This window comes from Ensifer sp. R1-3 (genome assembly GCF_056739175.1).
The window spans coordinates 612,654-629,857 of sequence record NZ_CP096515.1 but is presented as its reverse complement, the minus strand read 5'-3'; the positions used below and the strand labels follow the sequence as shown (position 1 = coordinate 629,857).

Here is a 17,204-nt window from a genome sequence, read left to right as displayed (position 1 = left end):
GATAAGACGCGCGGCGCTGTAGTGCATGTTTCCTTTGATCGTAACCGATCAAAGGTCAAAAACATGCAGCAGGTCAAAGCGCTACAGCGACCTTGGCGCGTCTGATAAGACGCGCGGCGCTGTAGTGCATGTTTTCTTTGATCGTAACCGATCAAAGGTCAAAAACATGCAGCAGATCAAAGCGCTACAGCGACCTTTGCGCGTCTGATAAGACGCGCGGCGCCGTAGCCCAGAATTTCTCGAAGCGTACGCCGTGCAGGAAAAACAATGCGGCGGCTCGAGCCGCGTCAGAGCACCGGAAGCTGCTCGGCGTTCCTGTGTCCTTCGAAAATGCCGATTAGTTGTCCCGGCCCACTTGATCCGTCGATTGTTCGCGGTCTATGCGTTTTGCAACGCCGCAGGCGTTTCGGGGACAAGAAGGGTTACCACACATGGAGATTTTCACTTCCGCCGGCCTGACGGCACTGCTGCAGGTCATTGTGATCGACCTGGTGCTTGCCGGCGACAACGCCGTCGTTATCGGCCTTGCAGCAGCCGGCTTGCCGCTGGAGCAGCGCAAGAAGGCTATTCTCGTCGGCATTCTCGCCGCCACCGTGCTTCGCATCGTGCTCGCCATCTTCACGGTCCAACTGCTTGCGATCATCGGGCTCCTGCTCGCCGGCGGGCTCCTCCTGCTTTGGGTCTGCTGGAAGATGTGGCGCGAGATTCGCACTGGCGGTCACGAAGGCGTTGACGGCCTGGGAAATGCGGACGCCTCGGCCCCAAAGAAGACTTTCAAACAGGCGGCAACACAGATCGTGATAGCGGACGTGTCCATGTCGCTCGACAACGTCCTCGCCGTCGCCGGTGCCGCCCGAGAGCATCCAACCGTGCTCGTCTTTGGTCTGGCGCTCTCTATCGCGATGATGGGTATCGCCGCGGGCTTTATCGCCCGCCTGCTCAGCCGGTACCACTGGATCGCTTACATCGGCCTGGCGATCATCTTCTACGTCGCACTCGACATGATCTATCGCGGGGCAATGGAGGTGTGGCCACACGTTATGCCGGTGGCCCAGGCTCTGGCCGGGCTTTAGAGCACTCCCCGGAAACGTTGTGTAACCGTTTCCGGGCGGAAGTGCGCAGGTTCAACGTGCGGCCGGGGTTCGGCCGATAGAGGGAGCGGTATTACCGCTCCTTCTTCTCTTTCCTGCCTTCGCCAATGGCGCCGGCGCGTCAGGCCTTGTCTTCGGCGAGATCAGGCCTTCTCTTTCTCCATAACCGAAGGTTCGGGTCCGGCGCTTCCGGCTTCTTCCTCAGGCGTTACATCCTCGATCTTCATCGGGAACGGCGCGCCGATTCCCTCGTCACGAAAGCGCTCGTAGATCGAGACGCGAAGGTCGTTGCGAACACCGCCGGCCGTCAGCACGTCCGCGACATAGATGCGCAATTCAAACGTCATTCGCTCGTCTTCGAAGGCCGTGAAGCCGACATTGGGAGCCGGGTTCTTGAGGATCATCGGATGGGCTGCGGCGATTTCGTAGAGCAGTTCGATAACCCGGCGCGGATCGCTGGCATAGGTCACCGTCACTGCAATTTCCGACCGGCCGAGCTTGTTGCGGTGCGTCCAGTTTCCGACCGAGGCGTTGATGAGCAGAGAATTCGGCATCATGATCGACTGATGCTGGAAGGTCTCGATCTCGGTCGCGCGGACGGAGATTCGCCGCACAAAGCCTTCGGTCGTACCGCTGACGATCCAGTCGCCCACCTTGAAGGGACGCTCCACCAGCAGGATCAGACCCGAAACGAAATTGGAGACGATGTTCTGCAGGCCGAAACCGACGCCGAGGGAGAGGGCGCCGGCAACGAGGGCGAGACTCGAAAGATCGATGCCGGCGGCCGACAACCCGATAAGGCCGGCAATGCCCACGCCCATATAGCCGATACCGGTACGTATGGAGTTGCGCACGCCGGCGTCGACGCGACTGCGCGCCATGACGTTGCCGTCGATCCAGCGCTGCACCCAACGCGTGACGAGAAAGCCGAGGGCAAAGAGCAATACCCCCGCGAGAATGCCCACCAGCGAAATCGTGATCGTGCCGATCCTGATTTCGGTCAGCACCTGATGGGCCCAGGACTCTATGTCCGCAGTCTTGAAGCCCCACTGCATCAATATCAGCGGGATGAAGAAGGAGAGAACGAGCACATAAATGCCGAGACCGGCAAAAAGGCCGAATTGGTCGAGCGCAACCGGCTCCAGATGGAAGCGGCGCTCCAGATAGCGTCCGGCTACCGTTTCGGCAAAGGCGCCCTGCTTGGACACGGACTTCCCCGTAAGGAGGCCGATATAGACCGTCACCAGGATCGCGCTCGTTACCGTGATCTGCGTGGCGATGAAGCGCGCCAGGCCGACATAGCCCGACAATGCAGTCGCGATGAGCGCCGCGCCCAGCAGGAGAAACGAGAGCGAAATAACCCGCGGCCAGGGACGTCCCGGTGCATCGTAAGGTTCATCGGCCCTCAGCACAGGCCGGATCCACGCCATCGACATGAGAATGAGACCGATGATGATCGATGCCACGAAGCTTTTGGCGATCGTCAGCACCACCGGAGAACCGAGAGACTCGCTGATGCTGCCGAGCAGATAGTCGAGCCCGTTGACGAGCGCCATCGCGAAGATCGGCACCATCAGCATTTTCGCGCCGCGATCCGAAACGCGCACGAGCCGCCAGCTCGATCGGTTCGGCGATAGCACCGCGCCTGCCAGCCTGGCTATGAAGAACAGCACGACGCCCATGGCGAGCGTGATCGCAACTATGGGAGCAATATCCGGCCGCAAGACGTTGAAACTACTGAGGAAGAAGTAGCTCGACATAGCGAAGGCGGCGAGCGCCAGAGTCGGGATGAGTGTCGACCAGAACGCAAGCGAAAGCTGCCGGAAATAGGTGGGCTCGTCGTCTTCCTCGTGGCGCATGAGGACCGGCGAAAAAAGCCTGTAACCGCCGACCAGGAAGAGCAGCGCGGCGCAGAGCGAAAGGAAGATCGCGCTCAGCAGCGGCACGCGCTTGTAATTCCAGGCGAATGTCAGCCAACCGCCGATGCTGCGCGACAGTGCCATCGCTTCGTGCATCGTTGCAGTGACGGCCTCGCTCAACATCGCCGCCGAGACATCCGTATGTCTCAGCAGGGTGTTGGAGAAGATCGCCCGGCGCGTCGCGGTGATCCGGTTGGCAAGTTTCCTCGCCTCGACCGAGAGGTTCTCCGCCCTGCCCGTCAGAGCATTGATCGCCCCGCGTTCCGCCAGGAGGCGTTTGCGCTCATCGGTGATGACCGCGTCTTCGGGCGGCTGCCCCTCACCGGGAGGATCGCCGAGCTCCGTGAGCCTCGCCTTGATTTCGTCGAGCCTCGGACGGGTGGGGACGGAGGCGGCGATGATCTGCTTCGAAAGCTCGTCGACCTGCACCCTGAGTTCGGCGAGCATGGCGTCGTCGTCCTCGACGGCATTGGTACGCTCGATGAGACGCTTCAGCTCCCGGTCGGCCTGGGCAAGCTGATCCTCCGCCTGCTGCAATACCGGCGATGCGGCATCCGGCGCCTGACCCGTCCCGGTCTGCGTCGCCGGCTGTGCCGGTTCGGCCTGCGGCGCGGGCTGGACGGATTGGGCAGGTTGGAGAGGCTGGGCAGGTGCGGCCTGTTGGGCCGGCCGGGTTTGCTCAACGCTCGGCGCGGGCTCCTGCGCAACTGCGGATCCGCCGGCAGCGAGCGTCAGCGCACCGAAAGACAGGGCGATCGAAAGCGCCCTCAGTTTTTCCAGGAGATGCAATTTCCTACCCTTCGATAATCCCTGCGCCGCGCAGAACCGCTCCGAGCTTTGCCAGTTGCCGGTCTGCACATGCATAACGGCAAAAAGATGCAAATCCTCTGAGATCCAGGCTGATCTGAATCGTCTCGCGGCTCAATCCTCTTCGGAATGCCTGGCATAGTCCGCCAGCAACTGCTCGTAACTCTCCAGCGGTGGCAACGCCGCGTAGCTATGAACGGCGGATGTGCTCACCCACGGCAGCTTTTCACTGGTCCAGGTTTCTATGAACGGCCTGCACCAACTGGGATCGTCGAGCATGGTCGCGCGGAGATTGACGAACCAGTCCATGCCTTCCGGGCGCGTGAACATCCAGCTCATGCAATGAGGACAGAAATAGTGGCGCGTTGCGCCGTGAAGGCCGCCGATGACAGGCTCGCCGCGTGTGACCTCGAAGCCTTCGCTCGGAATGGCGACGCTCAACGAGAACGCGCTGCCGGTCATTCGCTGGCAGCCGGTACAATGGCATGCCATCGTGAGAAGCGGTTGCGCGCTCACCTTGATGCGCACCTGTCCGCAGCGGCATCCCCCTTGCCAGGGCAGTTCTCCGGCACTCATTGGTTTCCTCCTGATTTCGTTTTCCGCCATGGTTCATGCCTAGAACCCGGCGCCGGGCTGCGCGAGGTACTCTTCCTCGGCCGGTGACGACATGCGGGCCAAAATGCCATTGCGGTGCGGGAAGCGCCCGAACCGCTCGATCACGTCGCGATGCCGGATCGCATAGTCGAGGTAGCTGGCGTCTCCGAGTTCGGTGAACAGCTTGACCGACATGGTCTGGTCGGTCAGGTTTTCGGAGTGCTCGAACGGCATATAGAAAAACGCGCGCCATTCCCTCGGCACCGCCATGTCGGCGCTCGCGCCGATGGCGAGCTTCGCCTCCCGCAACGCAAGGCAATCCGTGGCAAAGGCTAACGGCGACCCGCGATACATGTTGCGCGGCATCTGGTCGAAAAGGATGACGGCCGCCAGCCAGTTCTGCGGGGTCTCGCGCCAGACATTGTCGAGGTTTCTGGACAGGGCCAGGTGCGACGCCTGAAAGCGCTGCGCACATTGCTCGTCGAGCCCTGGATCCGGCGTGAACCAGTGGTCATAAGAAAGTTCCGTGAACCAGAATTTCAGCACCTCTTCCGGCGTACAGATCTCGATATCGCCAGTCATGACGCCCACATGCCTCCCTACTGCCAGAGCAATTCAGAGCACTTCCACAAAAGATACGCTTCCCCCGCAAGATAGGCGGCGATCAGGCCGTTTCCACCGAATGCCCGCAATTTGGCAGGCAATCCGTATTCCGCTCGGTTCCATTTGTCCCCGGCATTCTAACGCAGCGGCCAGACCCACATCAGCATCGGCACCGCGACGATCACGATGACGACGGAAAGCGGCAGACCCAGTCGTGGGTAGTCGCTGAACCGGTAACCGCCGGGTCCCATTACCAGGGTGTTGCATTGGTGGCCGATTGGCGTGAGGAAGTCGGAGCCGGCGCCGATGGCCACCGCCATCAGGAACGCGTCTGGCCTGTAATCGAGCGCCGTTGCAAAACTGGCGGCAATCGGCGCCATGACGAGGACCGTGGCGGCATTGTTCAGAAAGGGTGTCACCGCCATGGCCGCAACGACCATGATGGCAAGCGCCCCCGCAGGCGGCAGACTCGCCGCCATTCCGCTCAGCCAGCCCGCGATCAGGTCCGAGCCGCCCGTCGTGCGCAAAGTGTCGCTGACGGGGATCAGCGCTGCAAGCATGACCAGGATCGGTCCGTCCACGGCGCGATAAACGTCACGCAGAGGGATGACGCGAAACACCACCATGGCAAGCGCCGCAGCAAAAAAGGCGATTTGCACAGGCACGACGCCAACCGCGGTCGCCCCCATCGCGGTCGCCAGAACAAGCAACGGAACGGTGGCACGGCGAATGGTGCCGAGCAGGATTTCCCGTTGCGCGAGCGGCAGGCAGCCGAAGTCCTGCAGGAAAGACGGCAATTCCCTGCGGGTACCCTGAAGCACGACGATGTCGCCGGCCCGCAGTCTTATGCTGCCAAGCCTCTGTTTCAATCGTTCGCCTTGGCGGCTGACGGCCAGCAGGTTGATGTTGTGATTGTTGAAGAGCGCCAGGCGCTGAGCCGACATGCCGATCAGCGGTGAGCCGGTGGCGATCACCGCCTCGATGGCTTCGGTCTCGGCTTTCTCCTTGTCGTTCGGCATCGGCGCACGATCGCCGGAGATCTTGAGCTTTGCCTGGGAGACGATGCGGTCGAGCGCAGCGGGACCGCCTTCGAGCAGAAGGATATCGTCCAGTTCGATAACGACATCGGGCAGCGGCGCCAGATGCGTGCCGCGACGGAAGACGGCGATCACTACGGCTCCGCCATCGCCGATCTTGACCAGGTTGCTGAGCGGCTTGCCGATCACCGGCGACCCGGCCGGGACCATTGCCTCGGACGTGTAGTCGGTGATCTCGATCGCCTGATGCATGCCGACCTGCTGACTTTTCCGCTCCGGCACCAGGCGATAGCCGAACAGCAGGAACACCGCGCCGACCAGTGCCAGAGAAGCGCCGACGGGCGTGAAGTCGAACATGGTGAAACTCTCGCCCGTCAGATCCGCACGCACCCGGGACACGACCACGTTGGGCGAGGTGCCGACCTGCGTCATCAGGCCACCGATCAGCGAGCCGAAAGCCATCGGCATCAGGAAGACGGAGGGCTGCACGTTCGAGCGGCGCGCGAACTGGAACGCCACCGGGATCATGATCGCCAGCGCGCCGATATTCTTTATGAAGGCCGAAAGTACCGTGACCGTGACGACGAGCAGAGCAAGCTGCGCCCTCACCGATTGCAAATCCGGAAGAAATCGCTGGATGGCGGCATCGACCACACCCGAACGTGCAACGCCCGCGCTGACGATCAGTGCGCTGCCGACGATGATGACGATGTCGTCGCTGAAGCCGTCAAAGGCGTTATCGAAAGGAACGATACCGACCGCAACCGAAAGCATCAACGCCGAGCAGGCGACGATGTCGTAGCGAAAGCGACCCCAAATGAAGAAGATCATCATGGCGCCGAGCACGAGAAACGAAAGGGTCTGTTCGGCGGTCATGGGCAGTACCTGAGCAGCGACTCGTCGGAAACCGGGGTTCTGTTTGCAGGCCCATTCGCCGACACCGAATCAAACGCGCGATCCCACTGGAAGGTTCGCACGGATTTCCTCATGCATCGGCGGGCCTCGGCCATTACATCCTTCAAAGATTCCTGCCTATGCAATCGAAATATCGCGAAATCCCCCACGAAACGCGGAGATCACCGCGACAAGCCGAACTTCCTGCTTTCTTTGCACGTTGTCGAATAAGGAATAAGCTGGTGCAACTCATATGGGGCGAAGCATGTACATGAACCGTCACGCGATGCAATCCGCCGCAGCCTACTGCATCTTCCCTGAAACCGGAATGAAACCGGAGAACCGCACAACAATGCGGGCCCCGGCAGGACATCGCCACGTGTCCATCGGGAGGCGCGGCGCCGTGAGCACAACTCTCCTCACCCTCTGCGCCGCCGCCGCGCTCAGCGCCTGTACATCGACGCAAACGGTTGGCTACGGCCCCAGACTGGAACCCATGCCCGGCAGCATCACCTATGGCGGTCAGCCGCGAACGAAACTGACGAAGGCCCCGATCGGCAGCATGGTGCCGCACCAGTTCTTCGACACCTATGGTCACCGGGTCTACGAGACCTATGTCATTAATCCGGACCGCTCGTTGCGACTGACCAGCCGCCGCATAGATTACGACATCTTCAGCGACTGAACGCCGGCGAGAATCATGCAAGTGGCGAGGATCGTCATGAAATATGTTCTTCCTGTCCTGTGCGTGCTCACACTTCTGACCGGCTGCGAGGCGACCTCGATGGGCTATTCGCCTTATTTGGAGCCGATTCCCGGCAGCATCACCTACGGCGGCCAGCCACGCACCAGGCTTACCAAGGCGCCGGTCGGCAGCATTGTGCCGCATCAGTTCATCGACCGGTTCGGCCGCCGGGTCTACGAAACCTATGTCATCGAACCGGACCGGTCGCTGCGGCTGGTAAGCCGCCGCTACCGCGACCTACCCCTTTTCGACGACGATTGAATGGGCGCGTCGGTCCCTGCGCTGGAGCACTTCCCCGGAAGAGCGCGAGCGATTTGCTTGGATTGCGCAATTCAATGATCAGGCATCGAAGAGCGGCGCGGCCGCTATTCGCGCACCGTCTGCATTGTGTTGGCGGGCTACCGCATCCACCGCTTCCGGTTACGCGGTTACGATAGCGAAAGAGGACCTCTACCCAGCTCTCGTCAGCATCAGCACGCGTTTTGCCACATCGGCAAATGTCACGCCGAGCGCTGCCCCGCCGATGCCGATAACGCCGAGAGCGCCCATCCCCATCAGCTTCCAATTGCGCACATCCTCGGTCACGGGCTTCATCGCGGCAATATCGTCCTTGACGAGCATCATCGAGCCCTCGAGCGTCCGCATGCGCTCGACCAGTTCGTCCATCCGTCGCGTCATGGATAGGCGGCCCGCATCCGATCTATCCTCCGATCGGCGCAGGTCCTCCCTCAGGTTCTTCACCTCGGCCACCAAGGTGCCGAGCTGCTGGTGAACGCCGGCATCAATCATCTCCGCCCTCCCCGTGTTTCGCGCATTCCGCCCGAGTCCAGACGAATGCCGCGCAGAGGCCGACCACCGTGCGGTCGATCTTGCGCTGGTCGGCCTGCGTCGCGCCGCGTGCGCCGGCAAGCTCAGTTCCCACGATGCCGCGAAGGCCGCTCACATCGGCCGGTCCCGAAGTTCCACAGCCCGCCAGAAGAAGAACAGACGTCATAGTCAAGGCGCTTCGCGTCAGCGCTCTTTGCTGCTTCATTGTTCTGCCTTTCGATTGAATTGCGGACCGCTTGCGCGGCATCCGAACGGATTTCGAGTATTGCCCAGGAAATTCCGGCCAGGATCAGGGCACCGATGACCAGACTGCTCCACGGCAACGTCATCGCGTGAGGCCCAAGGCATCGCGAACCGCCGGCATCGACGAGATGGCGTAAACGGCAAAGCCAACGATTACGGCGAGGATCGCAAGCTGCACCCGCCAATCCAGCGCGACAAGGTTCAACTCCTTCAGCGCCGTGACGAGCGTGCCGCCGGCCGTCAGCAACCAGGTCCAGAAGCGGCCGGACCGGGAAACCGGCCTGCGCGGGCGTGCCGGAACCACAAGCGCCGCCTCCTCGCCCACGCGGTCTGCCTCATCCTCTCGTGAACCGGCTGCCAGCACCGCGCCAAGCACGGCCTCCAGCTTTTCCGGCCGCACCAGCGCTCCCCGTCGCCGGCATAATAGGACTGTCCGCGCCTTAACCGTTGCCGGTCGCCCTGGCTTTCGGCGAGTATCGGCAGGGACGCCCATTCCATCGCCAACCGCCTCGCGAATTCAACAGGGCTGATTTCGCCGGAGACAAAGCCGGCGAAGCCACGGCGGTTCAGAAGGTGAAGGGCGAGCCGGTCCTGAAGCGCGGGATCCAAGCGCTGTTCTCCGCGCAGTCCCGGTACTTCCTTCAAAAGCCCGGCGAGCGTGGCCCGCATGAACTGATAGCCCCCCGCCGCACTCGATCCGTGCGCCCTCGCCCATCCCTTCTGCGCACGGATCACCTCGGCGATCGTCATCTCCGTAAGCGGCTTTGTAAGCTTCCCCTGGTTATGTCCGTAGATCACGTCGTAAGACGCGCGGCCCTTGCTGCCGACTTCCGCCTCCCGGATAAAGTCGAGCAGCATCGCCGCGCCTTGAGGCACGGTTCTGGTCATGGGTTACCTTTTTGCTGAAGATTGCAGGTCGTACTGAAGACAGGCGGAGTGTGTTTACTTGAGATGAACGGAGCTTCGCTTTCGCGAACAGGTTGTCTGTTGCGAAGCGGTTCGCCCATTAGCTATCGTTCATGTCAACGACGGCAGCCAGCGTGGATACATCGATGCTCGCCGACAGCGTTCCTGTTTACATTACAACTATTTTGGATCCTACGCCGAGCTGCCTGAGGGCCTCCCGTATCTCGCCTTCATAATTGCTGTTCATGACGAGAATTGTTTCTGCAGGATTAGCTTTCAGCCACTCTGGCGCATGGATTTGAACTCCAGACAGGGGTGCAAATTTCTCCTGCTTCTTGCCGTTAATGTCGATCCCGTTCGTAACCACTTTGTCGCCTAGCAGGCATGATAGAATAACGCCCTTCGTTGCCATGCCCCAAATCGCAGTACTTCCGCTGCTCGAGATAGTCGCTTGCACCTTCTCCATCTCCACGCTCTCTGACGCAGAATAAGATTGTGCAAGCTTGATCGCATCTGCTCCAATCGATGACACCGTCGCCGCAACGCCGTTGGCCGTTGCGATAGCCCACTGGTACTGGCCGCCAAACGAGGAGCTTTGTTCAATATCGGAGAAGCCGGCGAGCTGGAGAGTAGTCCTTAGTGAGTCGGGACTGAAGTAGTTGCAGTGCTCATAACAGAAGTCCCAAAATGCGCCGTTCTCGAAAATCCAGCCGAGTTCAGGTACCTCAACATAGAGTGGAATGTTCGGCGCTGCTTTGCCAAGCTCAGTCAGAAATTCTACCGGCATCGTTATGTGCTCCAAGACGTGCCTTAGCAGCACTAGCTTTGTGTCCGCTTGGAATGAGCTAGAATGGAAAACGTCCTGAATGAGCGTGAAGTTGTCTTCGACTGTTGGAGTGCAGCTAGGATCTATCCCAATCCCGTTGATCCCCGGCGCTAGTCTGCACAGTATGCGCAAAAACGTGCCCTTCCCACAACCTACATCGTAAACCGTGCCCGATGTCAGACCGAATTTCTTAATGAGATGGCGCGCAATCTGTTCCGAGTAGAGTTCGAAAACTTGAGATGGCACATCGTTGTTGTAATGCTGGTCGTAGATGATATGGCGTTCATCAAACTCACCGTTGTAGCTGAAGCCGCATCTACCGCATGTGCACAACGTTAGGCGCCCCCAGGCTGCCGCGACGGCTTCTTTCTTTGTGTCGTAAACCCGATTCTGAAGCAGCGGAATCTTTGCTCTTGAAATGCTCGGTACTACGTCAATTCCATTGCAGACAGGGCAAGCTCTATACATATAATTCCCGCGCGATTATTTAAATGGAAGCGGCCTTGAGTTCTGAGCGCCACCAGTCGACAGTGGATTTGAGGCCCAGTTCAAGGCCATATCGCGGCAGAAAACCTACTTCATCCCGCAGTCGATTTACAGATGCCGCCAAGCTAGGAGGGTCGTTTGATATTGGCGACCTCCCGCCATATCGGACCAACTCGGGCCTACCCGTTTCTTTTGCCACGATCTCGATCACATCGCGAAGCGACTTCGCGTCCCCGCTTCCTATATTGACCGGTCCCTGAACGCTACTTTCTGCGAGTCCAGCGATTGCCGCTGCGGCATCTTCGACGTGGAGGAAATCGCGAATCTGCCGCCCTTCGGAGACGGGCATTTCTCTGCCGGTGAGAAGGTTAACAATTAGGTCGCTCAGCAGTCGGCGACGCTTTTCATGCGGGCCATACGGAAAAAAAAACGTGGGCCCAGGCGAAAGAAATTCCATGCTGTTTCGCGTAACACTCAAGCGTCTTGTGCAGAGAAGCCTTTGCCTGCCCATACAGTGTGGATGGCATCAAAGGAGTTTCCCTCTCGACGAGCGTATGATACCGCCAATCGTATTCCGCGCAGGTGCCCACAACCACCACACGCTTTCCCCCACCTCTGAGAAAAGCATCGACAAGTTGCAGCGAAGCAGCCATCCAACGGAGATTGTCTATACTGTTCCAATAGACACCGGGTTCGGTGCACCAAGCCGTGTGGATTAGTGTGTCCGCTCCGATTTCAGATGCTCTTCCAAATGCGTCTCCATCTGGCGACAAAAGATCCATCTTGTGGAATTGGACCGCGTCCGATCGGCCGGACCAAGGTGTTCGTCCAATGGTGTGAACCCTAGCTCCGGAATCAATGAGAAATTTTGGGATGGGTCGGCCGAGAAAGCCGCTCGCCCCCGTAAGAAGAACTTCTCGCATGGCTACGCTCGGTCGATCACCGCGGCCGCAGACGGCGCAGAAATGATCTCCCATGAGGACGTTGCATCGCGGATCACCTTTCGCATATTCTTCAGTTTCTGCCACTCCCGCCCAATATCAGCAATTACAGGCGCATTGCTTGGGGCGTAGACGAAACTCTTCTGTTTCTTAACGAATGCCTCCAGAGAAGGGTTGACGCCATAATAAAACTGCTTTTCTGGATCCTTTGAAACGTCCATTAGAGTCGCACATTGCCTTCCAAAATCGCCCCGCAAAATGCAAGGTGATGTAGTAAATATTGGGAATGTCCTAAACTTTGGAATATTTATGCCGAAAATCCGGAAATATTCATTGCGCTTGTGGAAATAGCCATTTTTTCTGACGTCCCATTTCTTTTCGGCAGTATGGAAACTTACCTGGGAAACGGCTTTGTCTTCAAAGGGCGAAAGGGCAGCCTTTCCAATACTCTCCAGCGCGATCCAATCATCCTCAAGGTGGAAAAAAAAATCGGCCTTTGTAGATGACCAGAGCCTTTGGACAGCTCCCGCGAAGCTCGGCACCTCGGGCTCGAATAGAATGCACTGCGGGAACGTCGCTTTGATTAGTTCGGCGCAACGTACGTGGTCACCCTCATCACCGAAATAGGGATCGAGATTTACAAAAACGTCCGCTATTTCGAAATTGGAGAAAACATTATCTGAAAAGCTTTTGATGGTTGTTGCTAAGAGATCTGGCCGACGTGTAGAGACAATGCAGAGATCGATTTTTGGCACGCGCAAATTTAACCCCACGATAGGCCACGACGGGAACTACCGTTGCGCAATCTGCGCGACGCGTTGTTCGTCAATCTAGCCCCAGTTGAACCCCGAAACGCACATACCCTGACCCAAGAACGGTTGCAATGGGATACAAATGATACGCACAAGTATTGTAATACCGACCTTTAATGGTGTAGCCACCATACGCGAATGCTTAGATTGCATCCGTGGCCAGAGCTTCGTAGATTTTGAGGCGATCATTTGTGATAACGCGTCAACCGACGGTACAAGCGAGATTTGCGCGGAAGTTGCAGCGGCGGACAGCCGGTTCGTCCATATTCGAAACGACAAAACGATCCCTGCGCTTGAGAACTTTAAGCAGGGGCTAGGCCTAGCACGCGCCCCGTACTTCATGTGGCGAGCGGACGATGATCTCACTGACGAGAATCATCTCCGCTCGACAGTCAGGACCCTTGACGAAAACCCTGACGTCAAGTTGGCTGTGACGAAGATCCATAGAATTAACACAACGAGCGGCAGGGAAGCTGATTACCCGTTGCCCGTGAGTTCGGGAAAAGATCGCCTGTCTCGGGCAACAGCGACGCTGCTCGGCTGCCATCCCAGTTGGTTTTATGGCCTTTGGAGGCGCGAAGCGGCTGTCGACGGTCTCTCCATAGTGAAAGCGTATCCATATTTGTGGGCGTTCGATCATCTCGTGACGATGCGAGCAATGTTGCACGGCGAAGTAGCGTTTGTCACCGACTCCGTATTCATCCAACGCATCATGCGCGAAGGCTTCTACCATTTAGATCCGGTTGAGCGCCTTGCGGCACGCAAGGCATACGTGGCCTTGAGCAGGAAACTAATTGCTGATACTGATTACTCGGAGAATGAAAAGGCCGTTTTGAGAGGAGTGCTAGAGAAGCACGCCAACAAGAGAGTCGCGCCCTGGTTCAAGACCCACAAGAGAGCACTGCGAGCGAGGGTTGCTAGGTTCTTCCGGCTCGTGCCTCCAACATACCGCTAGAACCGATAACCGGCACATTCCTCGTCTCAGACTTCAAGGAAGTCGCCGCAGGGGATGTCGTCGGCGATGAGGCCGTTTGGCGCCAGCTATCGTGAAGGCCCCGTTTCAGATCGTAGCACCATTCGATATGGGCAAGACAAGTTCAAAGCTAGAGACAAAGATCAGTGCCCAAGCCGAAGGTCGTCGTCGTTTTCCCTGTCTACAATGGCGAGAAGACACTCACCAGCAGTCTACGGTGCATTGCCGGCCAAACGTTCGGGGATTTTGAAGCGATCATTCTCGACAATAAATCGACCGATAAAACGCTCGATATAGCCGAGCAATTTTGCAGTTGGGATCGCCGCTTCTCCATCGTTAAGTTCGAAGAACATGTAAGCGCAATAGAAAATTTTGCGAGAGCGGTACAGCTAGGGGCGGAGCGTGGAGAATATTTTTGCCTGCGCGCATGCGATGACCATTCTTCGCAGGATTTTCTGGCGCGCCTGGTAGAAGCGCTTGATGCCAATCCCGACAAACTTCTTGCCGCATGCCCAACAAAGCTGGTGGGGACAAGTGGAAGTAGAATAAAAGTCCCGAACGACTCGGCCCTCAACTTCACGGAAAAGTATGTATTCGGTCAAGTTCCACGAAATCTCACTTTTCCAGCCGAGTGGATTTACGGACTATACAGATCTAGTTCTAAAGAAATGCTTATGAAGCGGTGGTTCGAACTTGGAAACCCCTGGTGTCTAGCGTCATACATTGTGTCAGAACTCGTAGTATTAGGCTTGGTAGTATACGTTCCTGAACCAACTCTTGATTTCACAGAGGGGTCGGGATCTGATAAACGCTATGGCGCGAAAGGTTTTCGTAACAAATTTGAGCAGCGCCTAAAGTATACCATGGGATGCTACAATATCTCGAGAAAACTTCCAGAAGTTAGCTTGACAACGCGGATAAAATTTTTCCGGATGTGCTGGAACGACGCACGTCGAAAGACTAGATACAAGCTTTTTCGGATTCTCTAAATAAAGTAACAGGTTGGCCGTATTTCCGAATCCGCGTCACACTTTGCCGATTCACGAAGGTCAATTCGACATAGTGCGCTTCTGTCAGTGGGTGAGAGAGTCTATAAGTCGGCAGATGCCGACCACATGGCATCAGTCTGCTCGTTGGAGAGGCCGAGCACGGCGGCAACCGTCACGATCAGCGGGTGCATACGGTTGAACGTGGTCGCGTATTCCCACTCGATTTTCGCAACCTCTTTCTCGGCACCTTCCTGCATTGCTTCAATAGCCGCCGTGACCTGCTCCGGGTTAAAGCCGCGGTTGACGAGGCCCAGACGAAACTGACGAGTGGTCAGCAACGGTAGGGACGCACGGATTTGCTCCGTCGTCGGCGGTACATAGCTTTGAACCGGGAAGTCCGGATGCTGCTTCATCCAGATACGGATTGCTGGGTTCGCACCAATAGAGTCGTCAGGCGTGGAAACGTAGTGTTCGAAACGTTCCTCCTCGCCGTTGACCTTCAACGTGAGATCGAGATCGTAAACGCTAGAGGTCGCCGTATCAGTGACCTTGTGGACGGTGACGACCTCGAAAACGGACTTTTCCATTTTACGCGACCCTTTGCATGATGTTGTACTCGCCGTTGCCATTGACCACTCCGCGTGAGCGCCAGGTCCCCGCCAAGGCTGCTCCCGCGTTCGGGTGGGTCGACGGGACGTAGTACCTGGTGATCGAATTGTGGAGCGCAGGGGTGCCGCCTGCATTTCGTGCAATATTGGCGTCATTACCCACCGCTACAATATGGCCGAGCGGAAAGCTCGTGTCGTTGGCTCCGGTTCCAGTATAAACCTCCGCCGCAGTAAACCCGAGGGCAGGCGTTCATCGGTCATTGCGGCCATCGGAGAACCTTTCTGGCGGTGAAATTCCAGCGTGCATCGGCCACACCGGCAAGCACCGGATGATGCGGAGGCATTTGATTTTGGGTGGCTCGTGAAAAGACCCCGGCCAAAGCCGAGAATAGCGGCCGGGGTGATGCATGCCTTCGCCGCGCTCTTCGATTTCAGGGACAAGGTCCCTCGGCACCCTGTGGCGAAGGTTCGCCTCTGCTATTCCCGAATCCGCGCGTCCTCTTCGCCTGGCTTCTCTATCGCCACGGCCTTCGCCCGGATGGTCGTTTTCACGTTTACGTAGTTTCCGAGCTCATATCCGGAGCCGATATCGACAACGACCGTGAAACGGTCGCCATCATAGCCCAGAAACTCGATTGCGCCGATTTCGTCGTTCGGAATTCTACCGGGAGGGTCGAAGGAAACGTGATCGACCCCTTCGAAAACGAGGAACCCATCAAGGATATCTTCACTGTAGTTCCACGTGCCCGACCGAATGCGAGATACCGCGTTCATCTGGATCTTGACCTCATCCTTCCATCCGTCAAGCACGATGGCCTTGCAGGCGCGGTCGTCCAGATGGATCGATCTCAAGAAAACGTCGACGTTCATTTCATTTCCTCATCGGCCAGTGTGCATCAGGGCTGTTCCAGGGCACTATATTCCCACGAATATCGAGCGAAGGGCCTTGTCCCTTGGTGTTCGGCCCCGTACCCATCAGATGCCCATGCCCGTGGGGCGGTTTTCCAGAACCGTGTCTCTGCGGATTCATTCTGTGATAGTTCGATCCGTTTGGATAGAGCGTGTGCGTGTCGACCGGATTTTGCCCAGACACCGTGCTTCCTCCCAACGGCTCGAAGGCGATGTTGCCTCTCGGATCGGCAATGTGGCGCTGGATGGGAGACCCCGTGCGGGGGTCGACGATCAGAGCTCTTTGAAGCTCGTCCAGCCGCCGCTGCAGATTGTCTCTCGCCTGGACGGAATAGGAACCGCCGGGAGGTTCCAGAAACGCCTCGTTCGGATTGAGGCGCTTTATCTGCCGCATGAGGATTCCTATTTGGTCCGCAATCAGCTCCTGCGTGGGCGTTCTTGCCGGAAGGCCACGCCTTCCCGGCGGCCGGGCCTGGACGAACTCGCTGCGCCGGTCCTCGCGGACCGCCCTTCGGCCCCAGCTCGGCAGACGGCTGTTCGCCGCCTCGCTGAAATCGCGCAGTTCCAGGGCACCGCCCAAGCCCATCGGCGCTTCATAAAAATCCTCGAAGTCGTTTATTCGCCTCATCCCGGCATCCCTCCGATATGTGCCGCCGCCAGCGGCTCGCCGCCCATCAGCTCCGCGGCGTTCTGTTGTCGTTTCAGGTTCAACTCGCGTCCTGATCTCCAGCTTCCGCCGCTCGTTTTCTGCCGTCAGCCGCGCCTTCCCGGCATCGGCCTGCGCCTGCACCTGCAGTTGCTGCATCTCCGGATCCGGCCTTTGCGGCAGCCACCTGCATCCGCTGCCGGATCTCCTCCGGCGTCGGCTTTACAAGTCAGCGAATGGCGATCGCCGGCTTTTCGACGGCGGCTGCAGGCTGTCCGCTGATGGAGAATTGTCGAGTGTCTGGCGATCCGGCGCGGTCTCAGCCGGCCCACGAGGGCGGACAGGCG

Annotated in this window: 18 protein-coding genes and 1 pseudogene; 5 read left to right on the top strand and 14 right to left on the bottom strand. The window is 58.4% G+C overall.

Annotated elements, in window-relative coordinates; genetic code table 11:
* Positions 1–431 precede the first annotated feature (431 nt).
* The gene (locus M1D43_RS03075) at positions 432–1,073 is read left to right on the top strand and encodes a TerC family protein (protein WP_003530075.1); all 642 of its coding nucleotides are present in this window, start codon (positions 432–434) and stop codon (positions 1,071–1,073) included.
* 161 nt (positions 1,074–1,234) lie between these two features.
* On the opposite strand, the gene M1D43_RS03070 is transcribed toward M1D43_RS03075, so the two are convergent.
* The 4 genes from M1D43_RS03070 to M1D43_RS03055 all read right to left on the bottom strand — a co-directional run bounded on the left by M1D43_RS03070 (position 1,235) and on the right by M1D43_RS03055 (position 6,927).
* On the bottom strand, positions 1,235–3,892 hold the full coding sequence (locus M1D43_RS03070) for a mechanosensitive ion channel family protein (RefSeq protein ID WP_192923447.1): 2,658 nt from the start codon (positions 3,890–3,892) through the stop codon (positions 1,235–1,237).
* A 39-nt stretch (positions 3,893–3,931) separates the two neighbouring features.
* Positions 3,932–4,393, bottom strand: a complete 462-nt coding sequence (locus tag M1D43_RS03065) for a GFA family protein (protein ID WP_010969632.1) — start codon at positions 4,391–4,393, stop codon at positions 3,932–3,934.
* A gap of 39 nt (positions 4,394–4,432) precedes the next feature.
* The gene (locus M1D43_RS03060) at positions 4,433–4,993 is read right to left on the bottom strand and encodes a DUF924 family protein (protein ID WP_027989337.1); all 561 of its coding nucleotides are present in this window, start codon (positions 4,991–4,993) and stop codon (positions 4,433–4,435) included.
* A 158-nt stretch (positions 4,994–5,151) separates the two neighbouring features.
* Entirely contained in the window at positions 5,152–6,927 is a 1,776-nt protein-coding gene (locus M1D43_RS03055) for an SLC13 family permease (RefSeq protein WP_003530071.1), read from the bottom strand.
* A 421-nt stretch (positions 6,928–7,348) separates the two neighbouring features.
* On the opposite strand from M1D43_RS03055, the gene M1D43_RS03050 reads away from it, so the two are divergent.
* Positions 7,349–7,630 carry a hypothetical protein gene (locus M1D43_RS03050; protein WP_248447157.1) on the top strand — a complete coding sequence of 94 codons (282 nt, stop codon included), beginning with the start codon at positions 7,349–7,351 and terminating at the stop codon, positions 7,628–7,630.
* Positions 7,631–7,666: 36 nt separating this feature from the next.
* On the top strand, positions 7,667–7,951 hold the full coding sequence (locus tag M1D43_RS03045; protein ID WP_003530069.1) for a hypothetical protein: 285 nt from the start codon (positions 7,667–7,669) through the stop codon (positions 7,949–7,951).
* Between the two features lie 189 nt (positions 7,952–8,140).
* Here the strand turns inward: M1D43_RS03045 and M1D43_RS03040 are convergent, their stop codons facing one another.
* The 7 genes and pseudogenes from M1D43_RS03040 to M1D43_RS03010 all read right to left on the bottom strand — a co-directional run bounded on the left by M1D43_RS03040 (position 8,141) and on the right by M1D43_RS03010 (position 12,675).
* Positions 8,141–8,479, bottom strand: a complete 339-nt coding sequence (locus M1D43_RS03040) for a DUF1515 family protein (RefSeq protein ID WP_153313930.1) — start codon at positions 8,477–8,479, stop codon at positions 8,141–8,143.
* A complete protein-coding gene (locus tag M1D43_RS03035) occupies positions 8,472–8,723 on the bottom strand; it encodes a hypothetical protein (protein ID WP_003530067.1) in 252 nt (83 codons plus the stop codon). Before M1D43_RS03035 ends, M1D43_RS03040 begins: the two co-directional genes overlap by 8 nt.
* Before the next feature lie 120 nt (positions 8,724–8,843).
* A pseudogene (locus M1D43_RS03030) lies at positions 8,844–9,649 on the bottom strand (lysozyme family protein).
* Between the two features lie 187 nt (positions 9,650–9,836).
* Positions 9,837–10,961, bottom strand: a complete 1,125-nt coding sequence (locus M1D43_RS03025; protein ID WP_498814084.1) for a class I SAM-dependent methyltransferase — start codon at positions 10,959–10,961, stop codon at positions 9,837–9,839.
* A 19-nt stretch (positions 10,962–10,980) separates the two neighbouring features.
* Positions 10,981–11,436 (bottom strand): NAD-dependent epimerase/dehydratase family protein, encoded by a 456-nt coding sequence (locus M1D43_RS03020; RefSeq protein ID WP_498814083.1) that lies wholly within the window; start codon positions 11,434–11,436, stop codon positions 10,981–10,983.
* Positions 11,384–11,902: an NAD-dependent epimerase/dehydratase family protein gene (locus M1D43_RS03015; protein WP_498814082.1), complete on the bottom strand. Its 519-nt coding sequence runs from the start codon at positions 11,900–11,902 to the stop codon at positions 11,384–11,386. Before M1D43_RS03015 ends, M1D43_RS03020 begins: the two co-directional genes overlap by 53 nt.
* Before the next feature lie 2 nt (positions 11,903–11,904).
* Complete coding sequence (locus tag M1D43_RS03010; RefSeq protein ID WP_318853505.1) at positions 11,905–12,675, bottom strand: glycosyltransferase family 2 protein; 771 nt, start codon at positions 12,673–12,675, stop codon at positions 11,905–11,907.
* Positions 12,676–12,814: 139 nt separating this feature from the next.
* On the opposite strand from M1D43_RS03010, the gene M1D43_RS03005 reads away from it, so the two are divergent.
* Positions 12,815–13,687, top strand: a complete 873-nt coding sequence (locus M1D43_RS03005) for a glycosyltransferase family 2 protein (protein ID WP_153313933.1) — start codon at positions 12,815–12,817, stop codon at positions 13,685–13,687.
* Positions 13,688–13,851: 164 nt separating this feature from the next.
* Entirely contained in the window at positions 13,852–14,694 is an 843-nt protein-coding gene (locus M1D43_RS03000; protein ID WP_318853504.1) for a glycosyltransferase family 2 protein, read from the top strand.
* 101 nt (positions 14,695–14,795) lie between these two features.
* On the opposite strand, the gene M1D43_RS02995 is transcribed toward M1D43_RS03000, so the two are convergent.
* The 3 genes from M1D43_RS02995 to M1D43_RS02985 all read right to left on the bottom strand — a co-directional run bounded on the left by M1D43_RS02995 (position 14,796) and on the right by M1D43_RS02985 (position 16,839).
* On the bottom strand, positions 14,796–15,281 hold the full coding sequence (locus M1D43_RS02995) for a hypothetical protein (RefSeq protein ID WP_153313934.1): 486 nt from the start codon (positions 15,279–15,281) through the stop codon (positions 14,796–14,798).
* 498 nt (positions 15,282–15,779) lie between these two features.
* Positions 15,780–16,172 carry a DUF6258 family protein gene (locus M1D43_RS02990; RefSeq protein ID WP_027989355.1) on the bottom strand — a complete coding sequence of 131 codons (393 nt, stop codon included), beginning with the start codon at positions 16,170–16,172 and terminating at the stop codon, positions 15,780–15,782.
* 1 nt (position 16,173) lies between these two features.
* Positions 16,174–16,839, bottom strand: a complete 666-nt coding sequence (locus tag M1D43_RS02985; protein WP_153313935.1) for a hypothetical protein — start codon at positions 16,837–16,839, stop codon at positions 16,174–16,176.
* Positions 16,840–17,204 lie beyond the last annotated feature (365 nt).

Excerpts from the sequence above, each read along its gene's own strand:
- M1D43_RS03060 (WP_027989337.1), bottom strand. The coding sequence starts at position 4,993 with ATGACTGGCGATATCGAGATCTGTACGCCGGAAGAGGTGCTGAAATTC.
- M1D43_RS02990 (WP_027989355.1), bottom strand. The coding sequence starts at position 16,172 with ATGAACGTCGACGTTTTCTTGAGATCGATCCATCTGGACGACCGCGCC.
- M1D43_RS03055 (WP_003530071.1), bottom strand. The coding sequence starts at position 6,927 with ATGACCGCCGAACAGACCCTTTCGTTTCTCGTGCTCGGCGCCATGATG.
- M1D43_RS03040 (WP_153313930.1), bottom strand. The coding sequence starts at position 8,479 with ATGATTGATGCCGGCGTTCACCAGCAGCTCGGCACCTTGGTGGCCGAG.
- M1D43_RS03020 (WP_498814083.1), bottom strand. The coding sequence starts at position 11,436 with ATGGAATTTCTTTCGCCTGGGCCCACGTTTTTTTTTCCGTATGGCCCG.
- M1D43_RS03005 (WP_153313933.1), top strand. The coding sequence starts at position 12,815 with ATGATACGCACAAGTATTGTAATACCGACCTTTAATGGTGTAGCCACC.
- M1D43_RS02985 (WP_153313935.1), bottom strand. The coding sequence starts at position 16,839 with ATGAGGCGAATAAACGACTTCGAGGATTTTTATGAAGCGCCGATGGGC.
- M1D43_RS03045 (WP_003530069.1), top strand. The coding sequence starts at position 7,667 with ATGAAATATGTTCTTCCTGTCCTGTGCGTGCTCACACTTCTGACCGGC.
- M1D43_RS03075 (WP_003530075.1), top strand. The coding sequence starts at position 432 with ATGGAGATTTTCACTTCCGCCGGCCTGACGGCACTGCTGCAGGTCATT.
- M1D43_RS03015 (WP_498814082.1), bottom strand. The coding sequence starts at position 11,902 with ATGCGAGAAGTTCTTCTTACGGGGGCGAGCGGCTTTCTCGGCCGACCC.
- M1D43_RS03065 (WP_010969632.1), bottom strand. The coding sequence starts at position 4,393 with ATGAGTGCCGGAGAACTGCCCTGGCAAGGGGGATGCCGCTGCGGACAG.
- M1D43_RS03035 (WP_003530067.1), bottom strand. The coding sequence starts at position 8,723 with ATGAAGCAGCAAAGAGCGCTGACGCGAAGCGCCTTGACTATGACGTCT.
- M1D43_RS03025 (WP_498814084.1), bottom strand. The coding sequence starts at position 10,961 with ATGTATAGAGCTTGCCCTGTCTGCAATGGAATTGACGTAGTACCGAGC.
- M1D43_RS02995 (WP_153313934.1), bottom strand. The coding sequence starts at position 15,281 with ATGGAAAAGTCCGTTTTCGAGGTCGTCACCGTCCACAAGGTCACTGAT.